The sequence below is a fragment of the Pseudomonas sp. UF-293 genome, assembly GCF_058245595.1.
Genome location: NZ_JBSICA010000004.1, coordinates 244,363 through 264,073, shown reverse-complemented (window position 1 = coordinate 264,073; position 19,711 = coordinate 244,363). Strand labels below are relative to the sequence as shown.

The 19,711-nt window shown below is 58.9% G+C and carries 21 protein-coding genes; 13 read left to right on the top strand and 8 right to left on the bottom strand.

Annotated features, from left to right (window positions below):
• Positions 1 to 2 precede the first annotated feature (2 nt).
• A complete protein-coding gene (apbC, locus tag AC4IHP_RS07695) occupies positions 3 to 1,097 on the bottom strand; it encodes an iron-sulfur cluster carrier protein ApbC (RefSeq protein ID WP_460121135.1) in 1,095 nt (364 codons plus the stop codon).
• Positions 1,098 to 1,335: 238 nt separating this feature from the next.
• Between apbC and metG the strand changes: the two genes are divergently transcribed.
• From metG to AC4IHP_RS07655, 8 genes are all read left to right on the top strand, one after another.
• Positions 1,336 to 3,387, top strand: a complete 2,052-nt coding sequence (metG, locus tag AC4IHP_RS07690; RefSeq protein WP_460121137.1) for a methionine--tRNA ligase — start codon at positions 1,336 to 1,338, stop codon at positions 3,385 to 3,387.
• Positions 3,388 to 3,501: 114 nt separating this feature from the next.
• The gene (locus AC4IHP_RS07685) at positions 3,502 to 4,071 is read left to right on the top strand and encodes an Rnf-Nqr domain containing protein (protein ID WP_490831353.1); all 570 of its coding nucleotides are present in this window, start codon (positions 3,502 to 3,504) and stop codon (positions 4,069 to 4,071) included.
• Entirely contained in the window at positions 4,068 to 5,072 is a 1,005-nt protein-coding gene (gene rsxB / locus AC4IHP_RS07680) for an electron transport complex subunit RsxB (RefSeq protein ID WP_490831352.1), read from the top strand. The genes AC4IHP_RS07685 and rsxB overlap by 4 nt, the downstream gene beginning before the upstream one ends.
• Entirely contained in the window at positions 5,059 to 6,042 is a 984-nt protein-coding gene (locus AC4IHP_RS07675; RefSeq protein ID WP_490831351.1) for an RnfABCDGE type electron transport complex subunit D, read from the top strand. Before rsxB ends, AC4IHP_RS07675 begins: the two co-directional genes overlap by 14 nt.
• Positions 6,039 to 6,647 (top strand): RnfABCDGE type electron transport complex subunit G, encoded by a 609-nt coding sequence (locus AC4IHP_RS07670; protein WP_490831350.1) that lies wholly within the window; start codon positions 6,039 to 6,041, stop codon positions 6,645 to 6,647. The genes AC4IHP_RS07675 and AC4IHP_RS07670 overlap by 4 nt, the downstream gene beginning before the upstream one ends.
• The gene (locus AC4IHP_RS07665; RefSeq protein ID WP_460121148.1) at positions 6,644 to 7,216 is read left to right on the top strand and encodes an Rnf-Nqr domain containing protein; all 573 of its coding nucleotides are present in this window, start codon (positions 6,644 to 6,646) and stop codon (positions 7,214 to 7,216) included. The genes AC4IHP_RS07670 and AC4IHP_RS07665 overlap by 4 nt, the downstream gene beginning before the upstream one ends.
• Positions 7,213 to 7,851 carry an endonuclease III gene (nth, locus tag AC4IHP_RS07660; protein WP_016773410.1) on the top strand — a complete coding sequence of 213 codons (639 nt, stop codon included), beginning with the start codon at positions 7,213 to 7,215 and terminating at the stop codon, positions 7,849 to 7,851. Before AC4IHP_RS07665 ends, nth begins: the two co-directional genes overlap by 4 nt.
• Positions 7,852 to 7,958: 107 nt before the next feature.
• The gene (locus AC4IHP_RS07655) at positions 7,959 to 8,138 is read left to right on the top strand and encodes a PA3496 family putative envelope integrity protein (RefSeq protein ID WP_460121150.1); all 180 of its coding nucleotides are present in this window, start codon (positions 7,959 to 7,961) and stop codon (positions 8,136 to 8,138) included.
• 88 nt (positions 8,139 to 8,226) lie between these two features.
• On the opposite strand, the gene AC4IHP_RS07650 is transcribed toward AC4IHP_RS07655, so the two are convergent.
• Positions 8,227 to 8,853 carry a response regulator transcription factor gene (locus tag AC4IHP_RS07650; RefSeq protein WP_129997567.1) on the bottom strand — a complete coding sequence of 209 codons (627 nt, stop codon included), beginning with the start codon at positions 8,851 to 8,853 and terminating at the stop codon, positions 8,227 to 8,229.
• 429 nt (positions 8,854 to 9,282) lie between these two features.
• Between AC4IHP_RS07650 and AC4IHP_RS07645 the strand changes: the two genes are divergently transcribed.
• Positions 9,283 to 9,996, top strand: a complete 714-nt coding sequence (locus AC4IHP_RS07645; RefSeq protein WP_490831349.1) for a hypothetical protein — start codon at positions 9,283 to 9,285, stop codon at positions 9,994 to 9,996.
• 118 nt (positions 9,997 to 10,114) lie between these two features.
• On the opposite strand, the gene AC4IHP_RS07640 is transcribed toward AC4IHP_RS07645, so the two are convergent.
• Complete coding sequence (locus AC4IHP_RS07640) at positions 10,115 to 11,332, bottom strand: argininosuccinate synthase (RefSeq protein ID WP_007953201.1); 1,218 nt, start codon at positions 11,330 to 11,332, stop codon at positions 10,115 to 10,117.
• 129 nt (positions 11,333 to 11,461) lie between these two features.
• Positions 11,462 to 12,376 (bottom strand): flagellar protein MotY, encoded by a 915-nt coding sequence (locus AC4IHP_RS07635; protein WP_460121155.1) that lies wholly within the window; start codon positions 12,374 to 12,376, stop codon positions 11,462 to 11,464.
• Positions 12,377 to 12,536: 160 nt separating this feature from the next.
• On the opposite strand from AC4IHP_RS07635, the gene pyrC reads away from it, so the two are divergent.
• On the top strand, positions 12,537 to 13,583 hold the full coding sequence (gene pyrC / locus AC4IHP_RS07630) for a dihydroorotase (RefSeq protein WP_016773405.1): 1,047 nt from the start codon (positions 12,537 to 12,539) through the stop codon (positions 13,581 to 13,583).
• Positions 13,580 to 14,257 carry a ribonuclease T gene (gene rnt, locus AC4IHP_RS07625; RefSeq protein ID WP_252868210.1) on the top strand — a complete coding sequence of 226 codons (678 nt, stop codon included), beginning with the start codon at positions 13,580 to 13,582 and terminating at the stop codon, positions 14,255 to 14,257. Before pyrC ends, rnt begins: the two co-directional genes overlap by 4 nt.
• 74 nt (positions 14,258 to 14,331) lie before the next feature.
• Here the strand turns inward: rnt and AC4IHP_RS07620 are convergent, their stop codons facing one another.
• Positions 14,332 to 14,934: a peroxiredoxin gene (locus AC4IHP_RS07620; RefSeq protein WP_003227723.1), complete on the bottom strand. Its 603-nt coding sequence runs from the start codon at positions 14,932 to 14,934 to the stop codon at positions 14,332 to 14,334.
• A gap of 312 nt (positions 14,935 to 15,246) precedes the next feature.
• Here AC4IHP_RS07620 and AC4IHP_RS07615 point away from each other — a divergent pair, with 312 nt between their 5' ends.
• Both AC4IHP_RS07615 and bfr read left to right on the top strand, forming a co-directional pair.
• Positions 15,247 to 15,465 carry a bacterioferritin-associated ferredoxin gene (locus AC4IHP_RS07615; protein WP_003227725.1) on the top strand — a complete coding sequence of 73 codons (219 nt, stop codon included), beginning with the start codon at positions 15,247 to 15,249 and terminating at the stop codon, positions 15,463 to 15,465.
• Between the two features lie 200 nt (positions 15,466 to 15,665).
• Positions 15,666 to 16,139 carry a bacterioferritin gene (bfr, locus tag AC4IHP_RS07610; protein WP_042607368.1) on the top strand — a complete coding sequence of 158 codons (474 nt, stop codon included), beginning with the start codon at positions 15,666 to 15,668 and terminating at the stop codon, positions 16,137 to 16,139.
• A 201-nt stretch (positions 16,140 to 16,340) separates the two neighbouring features.
• Here bfr and grxD read toward each other — a convergent pair whose 3' ends face one another.
• The 3 genes from grxD to plzR all read right to left on the bottom strand — a co-directional run bounded on the left by grxD (position 16,341) and on the right by plzR (position 19,311).
• Positions 16,341 to 16,682 carry a Grx4 family monothiol glutaredoxin gene (grxD, locus tag AC4IHP_RS07605; RefSeq protein WP_016773402.1) on the bottom strand — a complete coding sequence of 114 codons (342 nt, stop codon included), beginning with the start codon at positions 16,680 to 16,682 and terminating at the stop codon, positions 16,341 to 16,343.
• 97 nt (positions 16,683 to 16,779) lie between these two features.
• On the bottom strand, positions 16,780 to 18,885 hold the full coding sequence (locus AC4IHP_RS07600; protein WP_490831348.1) for a molybdopterin oxidoreductase family protein: 2,106 nt from the start codon (positions 18,883 to 18,885) through the stop codon (positions 16,780 to 16,782).
• Between the two features lie 135 nt (positions 18,886 to 19,020).
• On the bottom strand, positions 19,021 to 19,311 hold the full coding sequence (gene plzR / locus AC4IHP_RS07595; protein WP_041479870.1) for a PlzR type 4 pili assembly inhibitor: 291 nt from the start codon (positions 19,309 to 19,311) through the stop codon (positions 19,021 to 19,023).
• Between the last annotated feature and the right edge of the window lie 400 nt (positions 19,312 to 19,711).

Here is a 19,711-nt window from a genome sequence, read left to right as displayed (position 1 = left end):
GATCAATCGTCGCTGATGGTGATATTCGGCATCGCCGGCGTGGCGGCTTCCTGCAACACGATCCGCGCGCCGACGTGGCGGGCCAGTTCCTGATAGACCATGGCGATCTGGCTGTCCGGCTCGGCGATTACGGTTGGCTTGCCGCCATCGGCCTGTTCGCGGATCAGCATCGACAGCGGCAGCGAGGCCAGCAGTTCGACGCCGTACTGGGTGGCCAGCTTTTCGCCGCCGCCTTCACCGAACAGATGTTCGGCATGCCCGCAGTTCGAGCAGATGTGCACGGCCATGTTTTCCACCACGCCCAGCACCGGAATGTTGACCTTGCGGAACATTTCCACGCCTTTGCGTGCGTCGAGCAATGCCAGATCCTGCGGCGTAGTGACGATCACTGCGCCTGCCACCGGGACCTTCTGTGCCAGGGTCAGCTGGATGTCGCCGGTGCCCGGCGGCATGTCGATGACCAGATAATCCAGATCGCCCCAGGCAGTTTGCGTGACCAGTTGCAGCAGCGCCCCGGAAACCATCGGCCCGCGCCAGACCATCGGCGTGTTGTCGTCGGTCAGGAACGCCATCGACATGACTTCCACACCGTGGGCCTTGAGCGGGACGAACCATTTCTGATCCTTGACCTCGGGGCGGGTGCGCTCGGGGATGCCGAACATGATGCCCTGGCTCGGGCCATAGATGTCGGCGTCGAGAATGCCGACCCTGGCGCCTTCGCGGGCCAGCGCCAGTGCGAGGTTGGCAGCGGTAGTGGATTTGCCCACGCCGCCCTTGCCGGAAGCGACGGCGACGACGTTCTTGACGTTGGCCAGCCCCGGAATCTGCGCCTGGGCCTTGTGCGCGGCGATCACGCTGGTGACCTCGACGCGGGCAATCACCACGCCGTCGAGGTTTTCGATGGCCAGTTGCAACAGTTGCGCCCAGCCGCTCTTGAACAGGCCGGCGGCGTAGCCGATTTCCAGCTGCACATTGACGCGGTCACCGATGATCTCGATGTTTTTCACGCAACCGGCGCTGACCGGGTCCTGGTTCAGGTAAGGGTCGGTGTATTGGCTGAGGACGGCTTCCACCGCTGCGCGAGTGACGGCGCTCATGGGCAACTCCGATAACAAGACTGGGAAAAGATGGCGGGTATCGTACCTGAAAAAGATCGCAGCCTTCGGCAGCTCCTACAGGGGATTATGTGTAGGCGCTGCCGAAGGCTCGGGCCGCGTTCGGACGATATTTGATCTTTGCTGTTACTCATCCACTGAAAGAGGTGCGCAGGGTGAAAAATATGCGCCAGCGCTTTATAGTGGCCGACCTCCGTTTCATCAAGTAGCGAAGCCCCACATGTCCGAGCCACGCAAGATCCTCGTCACCAGCGCCCTGCCCTACGCCAATGGTTCGATCCACCTTGGCCATATGCTGGAATACATCCAGACCGATATGTGGGTGCGCTTCCAAAAGCATCGCGGCAACCAATGCATCTATGTCTGCGCCGACGACGCCCACGGTTCGGCGATCATGCTGCGCGCGGAAAAGGAAGGCATCACCCCGGAACAACTGATCGCCAACGTGCAGGCTGAACACAGCGCCGACTTTGCCGATTTCCTCGTCGACTTCGACAATTTCCACTCCACTCACGCCGAAGAAAACCGTGAGCTGTCGAGCCAGATCTACCTCAAGCTGCGCGACGCCGGGCACATCGCCCAGCGCTCGATCACCCAGTATTTCGACCCGGAAAAGAAAATGTTCCTGGCCGACCGCTTCATCAAGGGCACCTGCCCGAAATGCGGCACCGAAGACCAGTACGGCGACAACTGCGAAAAATGCGGCGCGACCTACGCACCGACCGACCTGAAGGATCCGAAGTCGGCGATCTCCGGCGCCACTCCGGTGCTCAAGGATTCCCAGCACTTCTTCTTCAAACTGCCAGACTTCCAGCAGATGCTGCAGACCTGGACCCGCAGCGGCACGCTGCAGGACGCCGTCGCCAACAAGATCGCTGAATGGCTGGACGCCGGCCTGCAACAGTGGGACATCTCTCGCGATGCGCCGTACTTCGGCTTCGAGATTCCCGGCGAGCCGGGCAAATACTTCTACGTGTGGCTGGATGCGCCAATCGGCTACATGGCCAGCTTCAAGAACCTCTGCAACCGCACGCCGGAGCTGGACTTCGACGCGTTCTGGGGCAAGGACTCCACTGCCGAGCTGTATCACTTCATCGGCAAGGACATCGTCAATTTTCACGCGCTGTTCTGGCCAGCGATGCTTGAAGGCGCGGGCTTCCGCAAGCCGACCGCCATCAACGTGCACGGTTACCTGACGGTTAACGGTCAGAAAATGTCCAAGTCGCGCGGCACCTTCATCAAGGCCCGCACTTATCTCGATCACCTGTCGCCGGAATACCTGCGCTATTACTACGCGGCCAAGCTCGGCCGTGGCGTCGATGACCTCGACCTGAACCTCGAAGACTTCGTGCAGAAGGTCAACTCCGACCTGGTCGGCAAAGTGGTCAACATCGCCAGTCGTTGCGCCGGATTTATCCACAAGGGCAACGGCGGTCTGCTGGTCGACAACAATGCCGCGCCGGAGCTGACCGAGGCCTTCCTCGCCGCTGCGCCAAGCATTGCCGACGCTTATGAAGCCCGCGACTTCGCCCGCGCCATGCGTGAAACCATGGCTCTGGCTGACCGCGCCAACGCGTGGATCGCCGACAAGGCCCCGTGGTCGCTGAACAAGCAGGAAGGCAAGCAGGATGAAGTCCAGGCGATCTGCGCCACCGGTATCAACCTGTTCCGCCAGTTGGTGATCTTCCTCAAACCGGTGCTGCCGTTGCTGGCCGCCGATGCCGAGGCATTCCTCAACGTCGCGCCGCTGACCTGGAATGACCACACCACGCTGCTGGCCAACCACCAGCTCAACGAATTCAAACCGTTGATGACCCGCATCGACCCGGTAAAAGTGCAAGCCATGACCGACGCCTCCAAGGAAGACCTGACAGCCAGCCAGACCGACACTGGCGCAGCCGCCCCTGCGGGCAACGGCGAACTGGCCAAGGATCCGCTGTCACCGGAAATCGATTTCGACGCCTTTGCCGCCATCGATTTGCGCGTCGCTTTGATCGTCAAGGCCGAACACGTCGAAGGCGCGGACAAGCTGTTGCGCCTGACGCTCGACATCGGTGACGAGCAACGCAACGTGTTCTCCGGGATCAAGAGCGCGTATCCGGACCCGTCCAAGCTCGACGGTCGCCTGACCATGATGATCGCCAACCTCAAGCCTCGGAAAATGAAGTTCGGTATCTCCGAAGGCATGGTGATGGCAGCAGGCCCAGGCGGTGAAGAGATCTACCTGCTGAGCCCGGACAGCGGCGCCAAGCCGGGTCAGCGCATCAAGTAAGACATTGCCGTAAAACGATCCCACCGACGTGCTGTGCATGCCGGTGGGATTTTTCATATCTGGCCCGATAGTGCCTAACCTTGAGAGACACCCGCCCGTTTCGCTGGCAGAACCATGACCGAACTCGTGTTAACGCTGATCAGTGCTGCGCTGCTCAACAACTTCGTGTTGCACTGGCCGCTGGGGGTCGCTCCGCTGCTGGCGGGCAGCCGACGCCAGGTGCATGCGCTGGGATTGGCGACGCTGTGCCTGATGCTGATTGTTGGCGTCATCGGTCAGGCGATCTGGCATTGGTTGCTGGTGCCGTTGCAGCTTGAAGCGCTGCGCCTGTTTGCGTTTTTGCCGCTGAGTGTGTTGCTGATCACGCCGCTGCTGAAACTGCTGGCGCGCCGGTTGCCAGACTGGCCATTCGATGGATTGTGGCCGCTGTTGCTCGGCAATGCCGGCGTACTCGGACTGGCGTTGATCAACGCGCAAAACGCTCAAGGCCTGTTGCAGGCGACAGCCTTGAGCGTCGGCGCAGGGTTGGGTTTCTGGCTGGTACTGAGCGTATTCTGCGATCTGCGCGAGCGCACGGCCGACAACGATATTCCTCTGCCCTTTCGCGGCCTGCCGATCGATCTGATCAGCGCCGGACTGATCGCAGTGATTTTTCTCGGATTCAGTGGATTGATCAAAACATGAGTCTGCTTCAACGCATCGATGCCCTGCTGCCGCAGACCCAATGCGGCAAGTGTGGCCATCCCGGATGCAAACCGTATGCGCAAGGCATTGTTGACGGCGAGCCCATCAACCAGTGCCCGCCGGGCGGCGAGGAAACCATCGCGGCCCTGGCCGAGCTGTTGAAAATACCGCTGCTGGAACTGGACATCAGCCGTGGCCCGGCACCACCGCAGGTCGCCTTCATCCGCGAGGCCGAATGCATCGGTTGCACCAAGTGCATCCAGGCCTGCCCGGTCGATGCCATCGTCGGCGCTGCAAAGCTCATGCACACCGTGCTGATCGACGAATGCACCGGTTGTGATCTATGCGTCGCGCCGTGCCCGGTCGACTGCATTGAAATGCATCCTTTGCCGGCGAACACTGTTGCTGTGGTTGGCGGCCTTGCGTTCGATCCTGAAGAGCAGCGCGCTTGTGCCGAAAAGCGTGACCACGCGCGCCAGCGTTTCGAGCGCCGCAACCAGCGCTTGCTGCGTGAAGAACAGCAAAAGCAGGCTGAACGTGAAGCGCGAGCCGCGCGTGCGGCACAGCCGCAAGTCTCGACCGCCGACCCGGTGCAGGCTGCGCTGGAGCGGGTGCGTGCGCAAAAAGCCGCGAACGCCGATGCGGCGCTGAAGAAGGCCAAGGTTGATGTGGCGATGAGTCGTGCGCAACTGCACAAATCACTGAAAGCCTTCGGTCATCCGCCGACGTTCGAACAGCAATCGCAATTGATCGTCCTGCAGCAACAATTCGAAGCCGCCGAGCAAGCGTTGGCCAATCTGGAGAACAGCCAACCGGTTATGCCCGTCACCCCTGCCCCGAGCAACGACGCAGAGCTGAAACGGGCGAAGATCCAACTGGCCATGCGCCGCGCCGAGCTGAAAAAGGCTCAGGCGGCAGAGGCTGCACCGGAGCAGATCGCAGCACTGGAGCAAGCCGTGACTGACGCCGAGCGCCAGGTGCAAGATCATGTCGGCCCCTGACGCAGCGGACGATCGCCTGCAACAGGCGATGAATACCGTGCTGCTCGCGGCACTGCCGGGGCTGCTGGCAATGTTCTGGTTTTTTGGCTGGGGCGTATTGATCAACCTGTTGCTGGCGGTTGCCAGCGCTTTGCTCGTCGAAGCTGGCGTTGCCTGTCTGCGTCGGCAAGGCGTGCAACCGGCCTTGCGCGATGGCAGTGCGCTGGTCAGTGCGATGTTGCTGGCCGTTGCGCTACCGGCTTATTGCCCTTGGTGGCTGACGGTGATCGCGACTGCCTCGGGCTTGTTGTTCGGCAAGCACCTGTATGGCGGCGTCGGCAAAAACCCTTTCAATCCGGCGATGCTTGGCTTTGTCCTGAGCATGCTGCTGTTCCCCCAAGCGATGACCCACTGGCCAGGTCACGGGCTTGATTTCCTTTCGGCGCTGCAACAGGTTTTCAATCCGGCTCAGGCGCCGGACGCCTGGGTGCAGGCCACGGCGCTGGACAGTCTGCGCATCAATAAAAGCCTGACTGTGGACGAGTTGTTCGCCAGCAACCCGGCCTTCGGCCGTTTCGGCGGGCGCGGTGTGGAATGGGTGAACCTGGCATTTCTGCTCGGCGGTCTGTTGCTGTTGCAGCAGCGAATCTTCTCCTGGCACGCGCCGGTGGGCATGCTCGCCAGCCTGTTCGTCATCAGTCTGTTGGGCTGGAACGGCTCGGGCTCGGACTCCCATGGCTCGCCGTTGTTTCACCTGCTCAGCGGCGCGACCATGCTCGGTGCTTTTTTTATCGTCACCGAACCGGTGTCCGGCGCGAAAAGCGCCCTCGCCCGCCTGTTGTTCGGCGTTGGCGTCGGTCTGCTCACGTACTTGATCCGCACATGGGGCGGCTACCCGGACGGCGTTGCATTTGCGGTACTGCTGATGAATCTTATGGTGCCGGCACTGGAGCGCTTCGCCGCCAGCCGCCGGTCGAAGGTGAATGCGTGAACCGCTCAGCGAGTGTCGCCACGCTGGTGCTGCTGGCACTCGTTGGCGCGAGCGCGACATACCTGCTGCAGCGCAGCAATGCGCCGCGGATTGCCAGCGAGCAGCGCATGCTCGACAGCCGCAAATTGCTCGATGTCATGCCTGCCGCGCTCTACGACAATCAGCCGCTGGAGCAACCGCTGACGCTCGCCGAGCCTGCTCTGCGCCATAGCACGCTGTCAGGCGGCTATCGCGCGACCCGCGACGGACAGACAGTCGCGGTGCTGTTGCGCAGTCGCAGCGAAGGTTACGCAGGTACTCTGGAACTGCTGATTGCCATTGATGCAAATGGCAAACTTCTGGGCGTGAAAACCCTGGAGCAGCGCGAAACGCCAGGATTGGGTGGTTACATCGGTGAATGGCCGAATGCCTGGCTTCAGGCCTTTATCGGCAAATCCCGTACTGAGCCGACAGACGCAGATTGGGCGCTGAAAAAGGATCAGGGACAGTTCGATCAAATCGCTGGCGCGACCATAACCTCCCGTGCCGCCATCAACGCGATTCATGACGCACTGCGTTACTTCGATGAGCATCGGGCGCTGCTGCTGTTGGGGACTGGCTCATGAAACGCACGATGAGTTTATTGATGCTGGTTCCCCTACTGGGCGCCACACCAACATTTAGCGCCGCACTGGGGATAACCTTGATGCTCGGCGCGGTGCTCGGCGTCTTTGCCGTCTGCATGTCGCCGCTGCGCGAGCGCCTGACGGGCACCCGTGCGCTGCTCGCCAGCCTGATACTTGCCGCGACGCTGACCAGTTGCGCGGATATTGTCGCGCAACGCTGGTTTTTGCCATGGCAGCAGACGTCTGAGCTCTACACAGGGCTGATCGCCTTGCACTGCGTGGTGCTTGAATACCACGGTGTCTTCCGCGAGCCCGTCGCTGTCAGTTTCAAACGCTGCGCCATGTTCGGCGCGCTCATGCTGGTGCTCGGCGGGCTGCGCGAAATCATCGGCCATGGCACCCTTGGCCGAGGGTTGTCGACACATTGGCAAGGTCTGGTTTTATTCCCCGAGGGCCTGCATCTGCTTACGCTGGTTCCCGGCGCTTTGGTTTTATCGGGTTTGCTTCTCGCCGCCGGTCAGGCGTGGACACGCCGCCACTCTGTCATCAAGGAAACGCATCGCCCATGAATGCTGCAAAACGTCTTGAGATATTTCGCCGACTGCACGAAGACAATCCCGAGCCGAAAACCGAACTGGCCTACTCTTCGCCGTTCGAGTTGCTGATTGCGGTGATTCTTTCGGCGCAGTCCACCGATGTCGGAGTCAACAAGGCGACCGCTAAACTTTTCCCCGTGGCCAATACACCCGCCGCCATTCATGCGCTGGGTGTCGAGGGGCTGTCCGAGTACATCAAGACCATCGGTTTGTACAACAGCAAGGCGAAAAACGTAATCGAAACCTGCCGTTTGCTGGTTGAACGCCACGGCGGCGAAGTTCCGCAGACTCGGGAAGAGCTGGAAGCCCTGCCCGGCGTCGGACGCAAGACCGCCAACGTGGTGCTCAATACCGCTTTCCGTCAATTGACCATGGCAGTCGACACGCACATTTTCCGCGTCAGCAATCGCACCGGCATCGCACCGGGGAAAAACGTGGTGGAAGTTGAAATGAAACTGATGAAGTTTGTACCGAAAGAATTCCTGCTCGACTCACATCACTGGCTGATTTTGCATGGCCGCTATGTTTGCCTGGCCCGCAAACCGCGCTGCGGCAGCTGCCGCATCGAAGACCTGTGCGAATACAAACATAAAACTTCTGACGATTGAGCCATCATCGGTTTTTTGCATCCATCGATTGAAAAAATCTTTTTTACCCGCCGCATTAATGTCGATATAAGGAGCGCCAAAGGCAGTCTTAGCCGGGAGTTGACTTCATGAGTACCGACAAAGAGCAACTGGATGTAGAGGAAGATTTTATTGCTGCCGAAGCCGATGAGGTCGAGCCGGTGGTTGAGGTGGCCAAAACCAACCTCAGCAAGCGTCGTACCATCGACAACCTGCTGGAGGAGCGCCGACTGCAACGGCAATTGGCCGATTATGACTATGACCTGTGATACCTGAAGGCCTCCCGATACGGAGGCTTTTCATTTTCTGCGGCAACTGAGTTTGATCGGCCCATGACGTTCTCAGCTGTCCAATCACTCAAACCAGACCATTGCGCTGCGCCAGCTCGATCAAATCAACCAGAGAGCGCGCATTGAGTTTCAACAACAGGCGAGTCTTGTAAGTGCTCACGGTCTTGTTGCTCAAGAACATGCCGTCGGCGATTTCCTTGTTGGTCTTGCCGCGAGCCAACTGTTGCAACACCATCATTTCCCGCCCGGACAGACGATCAACCATGTCCGCCTCACTCGCATTGCCCAGACTGGTCCGCACTGTATGCAGGGCCTGGTTGGGGAAATAGCTGTAGCCCGACAAAACTGCCTTGATCGCACTCAGCAGCTCGGTGAGATCCTGCTGCTTGCACACATAACCCGCTGCGCCCGATTGCATGCAACGCATCGAGAAATGTCCAGGAGCCTGGGACGTCAGGACCAGAACTTTAACCGGCATGGCGGTTGACGTCAGGCGCGCAATAACTTCCAGCCCGTCGAGTTTGGGTATTCCGATATCCAGAATGACAAGATCCGGCATTTGTTCGCGAGCAATTTGTAGTGCATCAACGCCATTATCCGTTTCTGCAATGACTTCGTAGCCATGCCGTTCCATCAGCATACGTACCGCAAGTCGAATGACGGGGTGGTCATCCACGATCAGCACTTTATTCATGGGCAAGTCCAGTTTTCGCTGTTCGAATTTTTAGAACACGCACGATATCCCAGTCACTTGCTGTAGCGCATAGCAACTTTTACACGCCCTTGCATCGAGAGACATTCCCTACAGGTATTGAGGATAATTCCCACAAATAGACCCCGCCACACCTACCGTAATAGCATTGCTTGCTTCAAGACCGCATCGATTTCCCTCTTAAATGCTTACGTGCCCTGCTCCGCGCCGAAGTCATCAGCAACGTGAACTTCCCCGGATTGCTCGTGCTGATTGCCGATTAGACATATGACGTAACGAAGCGGCAGCACCACGCATTCGACACATTCTCATCCAGCCTATAAAACTTGAAACAACAGTCGAAAACTTTAATGACCGCTTTTGCTATATATAGAAACAGTCAACATCAAACAAACAACATAGAACTTAATCATGCTCAAGATAAAGAACAAGATAACCAACCCAATGACAGTTATTGCCATATTTGCCATTCTTTCTGAAACATCAGCGGCGGTCTCGCTGCCGTTTCTTGATAATAAAGATCGGGAAATCTATGTGTGGTTTCTGATCAGCTTTCCCTTTTATTTGTTATTTCTTTTTTTCATCACGCTCAACTTCAATCACCGCTCCCTCTACTCACCCTCGGATTTTGGCAAAGACAAAAACTTCCTCAAGGCGACTGAACATCCGGAACGCGAGAGCGAACGAAAAGTACCGTTGCGCAAAACCGATGAACCGTGCGCTTTCGAGATAACCAGCTGCGTTGTATCCAGCAACATCGCGGGCGGCGGATTTCAGCGTCCATGCAGGATCCACAACGCGCCCGACCCACCGCCCGACCTGGCGAGCCAGGCCAGCCCGGTGGTGCAGACGATCAAGCTGTCACCACTGATCAGCGAACTGAACATCATCGACGCCAGAGATGTTGACGCGTCCAGAGAATTCGATGCGATTCTCGACATTCTGCGCAGCGGTGGGAAAAAAAACCCGCGTGTTCTGGTCTTCCTGTCGAATCATGTTTCGGACTCTGCGGCACATACCGCGCTGCAACAGCTCAAACAGGCGAAGAAAAGCTCAGGTACAACGTTGTGTGTCGTTTACAACCTGTGCACTCAGACAGTCACCTTACTGGGGCGCACAAGCTGACGGGGCGACCCGCAAACAGGCAGACAAGAGAAACGGTTTGATGAACCACACAAAAATTCCGAAAAAAAAGGCGGCCCTGAACAGGCCGCCTTTTTCATTGCGCGTCGCTCCGAACCGCTCAGAACAACTTGCGGCCCTTGTTGGCAGCAATGCGCATGCGCAGCGCGTTGAGCTTGATAAAGCCCGCTGCGTCCGCCTGGTTGTAAGCGCCGCCGTCTTCTTCGAAGGTCGCGATATTGGCGTCGAACAACGAATCGTCGGACTTGCGCCCGGTAACGATCACATTGCCCTTGTACAGCTTGAGACGCACAACACCGTTCACGTTGACCTGCGAAGCGTCGATCATCTGTTGCAGCATCAGGCGCTCCGGGCTCCACCAGTAACCGGTGTAGATCAGGCTGGCGTACTTGGGCATCAGCTCGTCTTTGAGGTGAGCGACTTCGCGGTCCAGAGTGATCGACTCGATGGCGCGGTGAGCGCGCAGCATGATGGTGCCGCCGGGGGTTTCGTAGCAGCCACGGGACTTCATGCCGACATAACGGTTTTCGACGATATCGAGACGACCGATGCCGTGCTCGCCGCCGATCTTGTTCAGCGTCGCCAGTACGGTGGCCGGAGTCATTTCGACGCCGTCCAGCGCGACGATGTCGCCGTTGCGGTAAGTCAGTTCCAGGTATTGCGGGGTATCGGGAGCCTTCTCCGGGGAGACTGTCCAGCGCCACATGTCTTCTTCGTGCTCGGTCCAGGTGTCTTCCAGCACGCCGCCTTCATAGGAGATGTGCAGCAGGTTGGCGTCCATCGAGTACGGGGATTTTTTCTTGCCGTGGCGTTCGATCGGGATCGCGTGCTTCTCGGCGTAGTCCATCAGCTTCTCGCGGGACAACAGGTCCCACTCGCGCCAAGGGGCGATCACTTTCACACCCGGCTTGAGCGCGTAGGCGCCCAGTTCGAAACGCACCTGGTCGTTGCCCTTGCCGGTGGCGCCATGGGAAATGGCGTCGGCGCCGGTTTCGTTGGCGATTTCGATCAGGCGCTTGGCGATCAGCGGACGGGCGATGGAAGTACCCAGCAGGTACTCGCCTTCGTAAACGGTATTGGCGCGGAACATCGGGAATACGAAATCACGCACGAACTCTTCGCGCAGGTCGTCGATGTAGATTTCTTTGACGCCCATGGCCTGAGCCTTGGCGCGGGCCGGCTCGACCTCTTCGCCTTGACCGAGATCGGCGGTGAAGGTCACCACTTCACAGTTATAAGTATCCTGCAGCCACTTGAGGATCACCGAAGTGTCCAGGCCGCCGGAATACGCCAGAACGACCTTGTTTACGTCCGCCATGCCATCACTCCACGGGGTTCTACGGAAAGCCGGGGAGTCTACCGCTCCAACGCGATAATTTACAGAGGCGCGACAGCTTAAGACGACAAAGCGACAGAACCTGTCGAGAGCGCGACGATGACCGGCGGGTCAGGAAGTCGCTGCGGCGGCGGCTGGCGTGCTCGCCTGCGGTGCTGGCGCAGGGGCGGCGGTCGGTGCCACACGTGACAGTTTCACGTTGACCCGGCGATTCTTCGCACGATTGGCCTTGCTGGTGTTAGGCACGATCGGATACTGCTCGCCGTGGAAACGCACAGTGATCTGCGATTCCTGGATGCCGTTGGCCTTGAAGAAATCGACTACCGCCAGCGCCCGACGCCGCGACAGTTCGCGGTTGGTCAGACGATTGCCGCTGTTGTCGGAATGGCCATCGAGCTCGATGTGGTTCACCGTCGGATCGGCCTTCATATAGTCGAGCATGACCTGCAGTTTGGCCTTGGCAGCCGGGTCCAGATCAATGCCTTCACCGGGAAAGCCGATCTGCGATTGCTTGATCTGGTCGAAATTCTGCGGCAGCAATTTTGCCACACAGGTTTGATAGTCATTGAACGCTTTGCTGAACTTGACCGGCAACAGACGCACTTCCGAGACTCGGCCATCGCCAGAAGCACGGCGTACTACCGGACTGCGACCATCCAGCAGGCCGCTGATCAATCCACCAGCCTGGGATTGCGAGCTGTTGAACAACACATTGCCGCTGCCCAGACGCACAGAGCCCAGATTGATGTCGCCGCGCCCCGGCTGCCACGGTGCAGCGGCGGCAAGCAAAGTCGCCGAACCGCCGCCGAGCATGGCGTTGTAGGCATTCAGGCGAAAGATCGCCTGCTCTCCGGCCTTGCGCACGAACTCGCCCGAGCCGAAATCGGTGATCGGTTGCGTCAGGCGGCACTCGAACTGGTCGCCGGCGACCGTCCACTCAATGTTCTCCAGACGGGTCTGGTAAGTCAGCGCCATCGCGGGAAGGCTGGCAAACACACTGAGCAGGGCTAAATAACGCTGGCGCACGGGAGGCTCCATTGGCTTGTGAAACACAAACACCGATTCACACAATGTTTACGGCATACCTTCGGGATATCGGACGCTTGTGGCAAAACTTGATAGCGGGTGCCTGCAAGAGTCTTTTCCGGTAGCATTCGCCTCAGTTTGACCCGCCTGGAATCCCCTCATGTCCGACCGCCTGACCCTGCTGCGTCCCGACGACTGGCACATTCATCTTCGCGATGGTGCCGTGTTGACCAATACCGTTGCCGATGTGGCCCGCACCTTCGGGCGCGCGATCATCATGCCGAACCTGGTACCGCCGGTGCGCAACGCCGCTGAAGCCGACGGCTATCGTCAGCGCATTCTCGCTGCCCGCCCGGCCGGCAGTCAGTTCGAACCGTTGATGGTGCTGTACCTCACCGACCGCACTCAACCGGAAGAAATTCGTCAGGCCAAGGCCAGCGGTTTCGTCTACGCCGCCAAGCTGTATCCGGCCGGCGCGACCACCAACTCCGATTCCGGCGTGACCAGCATCGACAAGATCTTCCCGGCGCTGGAAGCCATGGCCGAAGTCGGCATGCCGCTGTTGATCCACGGTGAGGTCACCCGTGGCGACGTCGATGTGTTCGACCGCGAAAAGATTTTCATCGACGAGCACATGCGCCGCGTGGTGGAGCGTTTCCCGACGCTGAAAGTGGTATTCGAACACATCACCACCGGCGACGCCGTGCAGTTCGTCAACGAGGCCTCGGCCAACGTTGGCGCGACCATCACCGCGCATCACCTGCTGTACAACCGCAACCACATGCTGGTGGGCGGGATTCGGCCGCACTTCTACTGCCTGCCGATCCTCAAGCGCAATACGCATCAGGAAGCCTTGCTCGACGCCGCCACCAGCGGCAGCGCCAAGTTCTTCCTCGGCACCGACTCGGCGCCCCACGCCCAGCATGCCAAGGAAGCGGCCTGCGGTTGCGCCGGTTGCTACACCGCTTACGCCGCCATCGAGATGTATGCCGAAGCGTTCGAGCAGCGTAACGCGCTGGACAAACTCGAAGCCTTCGCCAGCCTCAACGGCCCGCGCTTCTACGGCCTGCCGGCAAACACCGATCGCATCACCCTGGTTCGCGAAGAATGGACCGCCCCGACCAGTCTGCCATTTGGCGAGCTGACCGTTATCCCGCTGCGCGCTGGTGAAAAACTGCGCTGGCGCCTGCTGGAGGAACACGCGTGAGTGAAGAGCATTTCGACGATGAGCTGGACGGTCAAGGTGGCGGCGGCGGTTCCCGTCACCCCATGGCAGCGCGTTTTCGCGGCTACCTGCCGGTTGTCGTCGACGTAGAAACCGGTGGCTTCAACGCAGCCACCGATGCCTTGCTGGAGATTGCCGCGACCACCATCGCCATGGATGAAAAGGGTTTCGTCTACCCGGATCACACCTACTTCTTCCGCGTCGAGCCATTTGAAGGCGCCAACGTCGAAGCGGCAGCGCTGGAGTTCACCGGGATCAAGCTCGATCACCCGCTGCGCATGGCCGTCAGCGAAGAAACCGCGCTGACCGACATCTTCCGTGGCATCCGCAAGGCGCTGAAAGCCAACGGCTGCAAGCGGGCAATTCTGGTCGGGCACAACAGCAGTTTCGATCTGGGCTTTCTCAACGCAGCCGTTGCGCGCCTGGACATGAAGCGCAACCCGTTCCACCCTTTCTCCAGCTTCGACACCGCGACCCTGGCGGGTCTGGCGTACGGTCAGACCGTGCTGGCGAAAGCCTGTCAGGCGGCCGGCATCGATTTCGACGGTCGTGAAGCGCACTCGGCGCGTTACGACACCGAAAAGACCGCTGAGCTGTTCTGCGGCATCGTCAATCGCTGGAAGCAGATGGGCGGCTGGGAAGACTTCGACGACTGATCCTCGTCGAGCAAATCCCGCGCATGAAAAAACCGGCCACGTGGGCCGGTTTTTTTGTACCTCGACGTTGCGCCTTACAGGGCCGCAGCGTTCTCGGTCAGGTATGCAGCAACGCCTTCTGGCGAAGCGTTCATGCCTTTGTCGCCTTTCTTCCAGTTGGCCGGGCAGACTTCGCCGTGCTCTTCGTGGAATTGCAGCGCGTCGACCAGACGGATCAGCTCTTCCATGTTACGGCCCAGCGGCAGGTCGTTGATGATCTGCGAGCGAACCACGCCTTTGTCGTCGATCAGGAACGCGCCACGGAAAGCCACGCCGCCTTCGGATTCAACGTCGTACGCTTTGGCGATGTCGTGCTTCATGTCGGCAGCCATGGTGTATTTCACCTGGCCGATACCGCCATTGTTGACCGGGGTGTTGCGCCAGGCGTTGTGGGTGAAGTGCGAGTCGATCGACACAGCGATCACTTCAACGTTGCGCGCCTTGAAGTCAGCCATGCGGTTGTCCAGAGCGATCAGCTCGGACGGGCAGACGAAGGTGAAGTCCAGCGGGTAGAAGAACACCAGGCCGTATTTGCCTTTGATGGCCGAGGACAGGGTGAAGCTGTCAACGATCTCGCCATTGCCGAGTACGGCCGGGACGGTGAAGTCTGGGGCTTGTTTGCCTACGAGTACGCTCATTGATATCTCCTGGTGTAAAAACTTGAAGTTCAGGGTCCGGGCCAGCCTGTCACCCTCAGGCGACAGCCCTGTGACACGAACCCTCTTCGCAAGGGACGACCATCATACACTGCGTGTTTGGCCTGTCCGTAACGGATTTTCCCTGTTCGTTTGTCCACTGCGTATTCATGGGGTCAGACAAGCGTTTGGAAAATACCGTTCGTCAGTCGCTGGGAAATTGGCTGCGAAGCGTTCAGAAACCACTTTGACAATCATTCTCGTTAACATTAAGATCCATCGCAATTGAGTCACAACCAGCGACGGTTCTTACTTATGTATGTTTGCCTCTGCACTGGCGTCACCGACGGACAGATCCGCGAAGCGATCTATGAAGGTTGCTGCAGCTATAAAGAAGTTCGCCAGGCCACCGGCGTCGCCAGCCAGTGCGGCAAATGCGCCTGCCTTGCCAAGGAAGTGGTCCGCGAAACCCTGACCAAGCTGCAAACCGCCCAGGCTGCGATCCCCTACCCGGTAGAATTTACTGCCGCTTAATGCCCCCATTTCAAAGAACCGGACTAGATGTCCGGTTTTTTTATGCCTGAAAATCAATTGCTTAGCGTCCAGACGCGGAACACAAACATTCTTATTCCGATTAATTTTCATTTATTATTCAATAACTTAGGTTTGACACTTATAACTGCCAAGCTCAAACTCCGCCTTATATACGGTTAATACAGGGCAGGACTCCGATCATGAAAGGCGACATTACAGTCATCCAGCATCTCAACAAGATCCTCGCCAATGAGCTGGTCGCGATCAATCAGTACTTTCTGCATGCGCGCATGTACGAAGATTGGGGTCTGAACAAGCTCGGCAAGCATGAATACAAAGAATCCATCGACGAGATGAAACACGCGGACAAGCTGATCAAGCGCATCCTGTTCCTTGAAGGCCTGCCGAACGTGCAGGATCTGGGCAAGCTGCACATCGGCGAACACACCCGCGAAATGCTCGAGTGCGACCTGCGCATCGAAAAGACCGGCCATGCCGATCTGAAAGCCGCCATCGCTCATTGCGAGACCGTTGGCGACTTCGGCAGCCGTGAACTGCTCGAAGACATTCTCGAGTCGGAAGAAGAACACATCGACTGGCTGGAAACCCAGCTCGGCCTGATCGACAAGATCGGCCTGGAAAACTATCTGCAATCGCAGATGGGCGAAGAGTAGGAGCTGTCGAGTGAAACGAGGCTGCGATCTTTATCGATTTCAGCCTTGATACTCAGTCAACTCGTATAACCAACAAAAAGCCCCGCCCTCTTTCGAGATGCGGGGCTTTTTATTGGCTGAAGATCAGAAGATCGCAGCCTCGTTTCACTCGACAGCTCCTACAGGAGACGCGTCGTCGAGCGAAACTCTATGAACATAAAATCAGGCTTCGGACTTGTTCGCTGCTGCCGCTTCGACAGCCGCCTTGATGGTGCTTTGCAGCGAACCGTCTGCAGCCATCTCGGTCATGATGTCGCTGCCGCCGACCAGTTCACCGCCAACCCACAGTTGCGGGAAAGTCGGCCAGTTGGCGTATTTTGGCAGGTTGGCGCGGATTTCCGGGTTCTGCAGGATGTCCACGTACGCGAACTTTTCACCACAGGCCATCACAGCCTGCGCAGCCTTTGCGGAGAAGCCGCACTGCGGGGCATTCGGCGAGCCTTTCATGTAAAGCAGAATGGTGTTGTTGGCAATCTGCTCTTTAATCGTTTCGATGATATCCATGGAGCACCTCGGCTGAACTTTCCGACTCAGAGGTCGGCACGGTGGCGCATTGTAACGGAATCCCGAGCGCCATGCTCGGTCTCCCCGACAGACCTGCTCAAGCCGCCGCCACCGTCACCGGCACTCCGTTCAACGCCGCATTGCCCGATAATTCGTCGAGCTGGCACTCGTCGGTCAGGTCGTTGGCGCTCGACCCCGGCTGGCCGCTGGCAATCGCCATCTGCACGCCCGGGCGCGCATGGCCCCAACCGTGGGGCAGGCTGACCACGCCTTTCATCATGTCGAGACTGGCGAGCACTTCCACCTCTATCTGCCCGACCCGCGAACTCACGCGAACCCGTTGCCCGTCAGCCAGACCACGACTGGCCAGGTCATCCGGATGCATCAGCAACTGATGCCGTGGCTTGCCCTTCACCAGCCGATGAAAGTTGTGCATCCATGAATTGTTGCTGCGCACATGGCGGCGGCCGATCATCAATAGTTCATCGGCAGCCGGCGCCTGCAATGCGGCGAAGCGTGCGAGGTCGGCGAGAATTTCCGGCGGTGCGGCCTGGATACGCTGATTCGGCGTTTTCAGGCGTGACGCCAGATTAGGCTTCAGCGCACCCAGATCCACGCCGTGCGGATGATCGAACAGCGTCGCCAGCGACAACTTGTGCTCGGACGCATCGCCGTAGCGGCCCATGCGCAGGCCCATGTCGATCATCTTCGCCGGCGGCATCGTCGGTTTCAGTTCCTTGGCGGTTTTCTCGGCAAAGGCCTTGGCCAGCCCGACAAAGATTTCCCAGTCATGCAAGGCCCCCTCGGGTTTGGCGAGAATCGCGCGATTGAAGCGGGTGACGTTACGCACCGCAAACAGGTTGAAAGTGGTGTCGTAGTGATCGTTCTCCAGCGCCGAGGTCGACGGCAGGATCAGGTCGGCATAACGCGTGGTTTCGTTGATGTACAGGTCGATGCTGAGCATGAAGTCGAGGCCGTCCAGCGCCTGCTCCAACTGCCGGCCGTTGGGTGTCGACAACACCGGATTGCCGGCCACGGTGATCAGCGCGCGGATCTGCCCCTCGCCTTCCGTGAGCATTTCTTCAGCGAGCGCTGAAACCGGCAACTCGCCACCGTATTCAGGACGCCCGGAAACCCGGCTCTGCCATTTGTTGAAATGCCCGCCCGAGGTTGACGCCACCAGGTCCACGGCTGGCTCGGTGCACAGTGCACCACCAACGCGGTCGAGATTGCCGGTGACCAGATTGATCAACTGCACCACCCAATGACAGAGGGTGCCGAAGGCCTGGGTCGAAACGCCCATGCGCCCGTAGCAGACCGCACTCGGTGCCGCAGCGAAGTCGCGCGCCAGTTGGCGAATCTGTTCGGCCGGCACCGCGCAAATCGGGCTCATGGCTTCGGCGCTAAACGCAGCCACAGCGTTGCGCACCTCGTCGAGGCCATCGACCGGCAAATGGCTGTCGCGGGTCAGGCCTTCGCTGAACAGCGTATTGAGCATGCCGAACAACAACGCCGCATCGCCGCCCGGGCGGACGAACACGTGCTGATCAGCCATCGCTGCGGTTTCGCTGCGCCGCGGATCGACCACCACCACTTTGCCGCCGCGCGCCTGAATCGCCTTCAATCGCTTCTCGACATCCGGCACGGTCATGATGCTGCCATTGGACGCCAGCGGATTGCCGCCGAGGATCAGCATGAAATCGGTGTGATCGATGTCCGGAATCGGCAACAGCAAACCGTGGCCATACATCAGATAACTGCTGAGGTGGTGCGGCAGTTGATCGACCGATGTTGCCGAGTAGCGATTGCGGGTTTTCAACAAACCAAGGAAGTAATTGCTGTGGGTCATCAGGCCGTAGTTGTGCACGCTCGGATTGCCCTGATACACCGCAACGGCGTTCTGCCCGTGACGTTCCTGAATCGCCGCCAGTTTCTCGGCCACCAGCGCAAACGCCTCGCCCCATTCGATCGGCAGCCATTCGCTGCCGACCCGGCGCATTGGCTGACGCAGGCGGTCAGGATCGTTCTGAATATCTTGCAGGGCCACGGCTTTCGGGCAGATATGACCACGACTGAAGGTATCGAGGGCATCACCCTTGATCGAGGTGATCGCAACCTGGCCATCGGTTTCAGTGGTTTCGATAGTCAGGCCGCAAATGGCTTCGCACAGGTGGCACGCACGGTGGTGAAGAGTCTTGGTCATGGCCAGTCTCTGTCTTGTTCGGGAGCAGGCAATCACGCCTGCGGGAACAAAACTATGGCCCGTGCACAGAAGCGGCGCCAGCGACGTTCGTCTTGTGAATCGACGGTTATCAGAGCAGCCGATAAACCGCCGCGATCAATTCGACGGCAACTGCGGCGGCGCAGCCAGCTGGATTTCCTGGATGGTTTCGATCTGCTCGTGGGCGACGTGCACGCCGGTAAGTTCGCCGATCAGACGCCAATGCTCATCGAGCCCGGCGCTGATGGTGGCCATGCGATCGATCATGTGTCGACCGGCGGATTTGACCACTTCGTCATCACTGCGCAGCAACTCGAAAGACATCGACGTAACTGACGCGGTGAGATGGGTCAGGGAGCGAGCCGTGTGGCCCAGCAGTTCCATTAACAGTTGTTCTTTCGATTCCATGCGGAGGCTTCCTGCGTCGCTCGAAACTTATTTATAACCCAGCACTTTGCTTTAGCAAATATTTCAGTCTGAACATCCGACCAAGCGAATCAGCGGCGCAGCGTTCGTAAACCGACCAGGACCGCTGCGTTGCCGTCGCGGCGCATTGCCAAGCGCGGCGGGGCCAGTGTACAAAGAGGCTCGCTGCTGCAATGAATCCGGCTTCAACATGCGTGATCGAAATGCTCGGTCCGCGCTCCGAATCCCGCTGAAACCGTAGCCTATTGGAAAAACGCGACATTTAGTGTCAATATCGCGCCTCCCCCTATTTCGTCGCCCCGTGCGGCTTACGCCGCAGGTCTCGCCCGTTGTTCCGTTAAACAAGGCTTTGAGCATCTGCGGTCTGTAGCAAAAAGGTAGT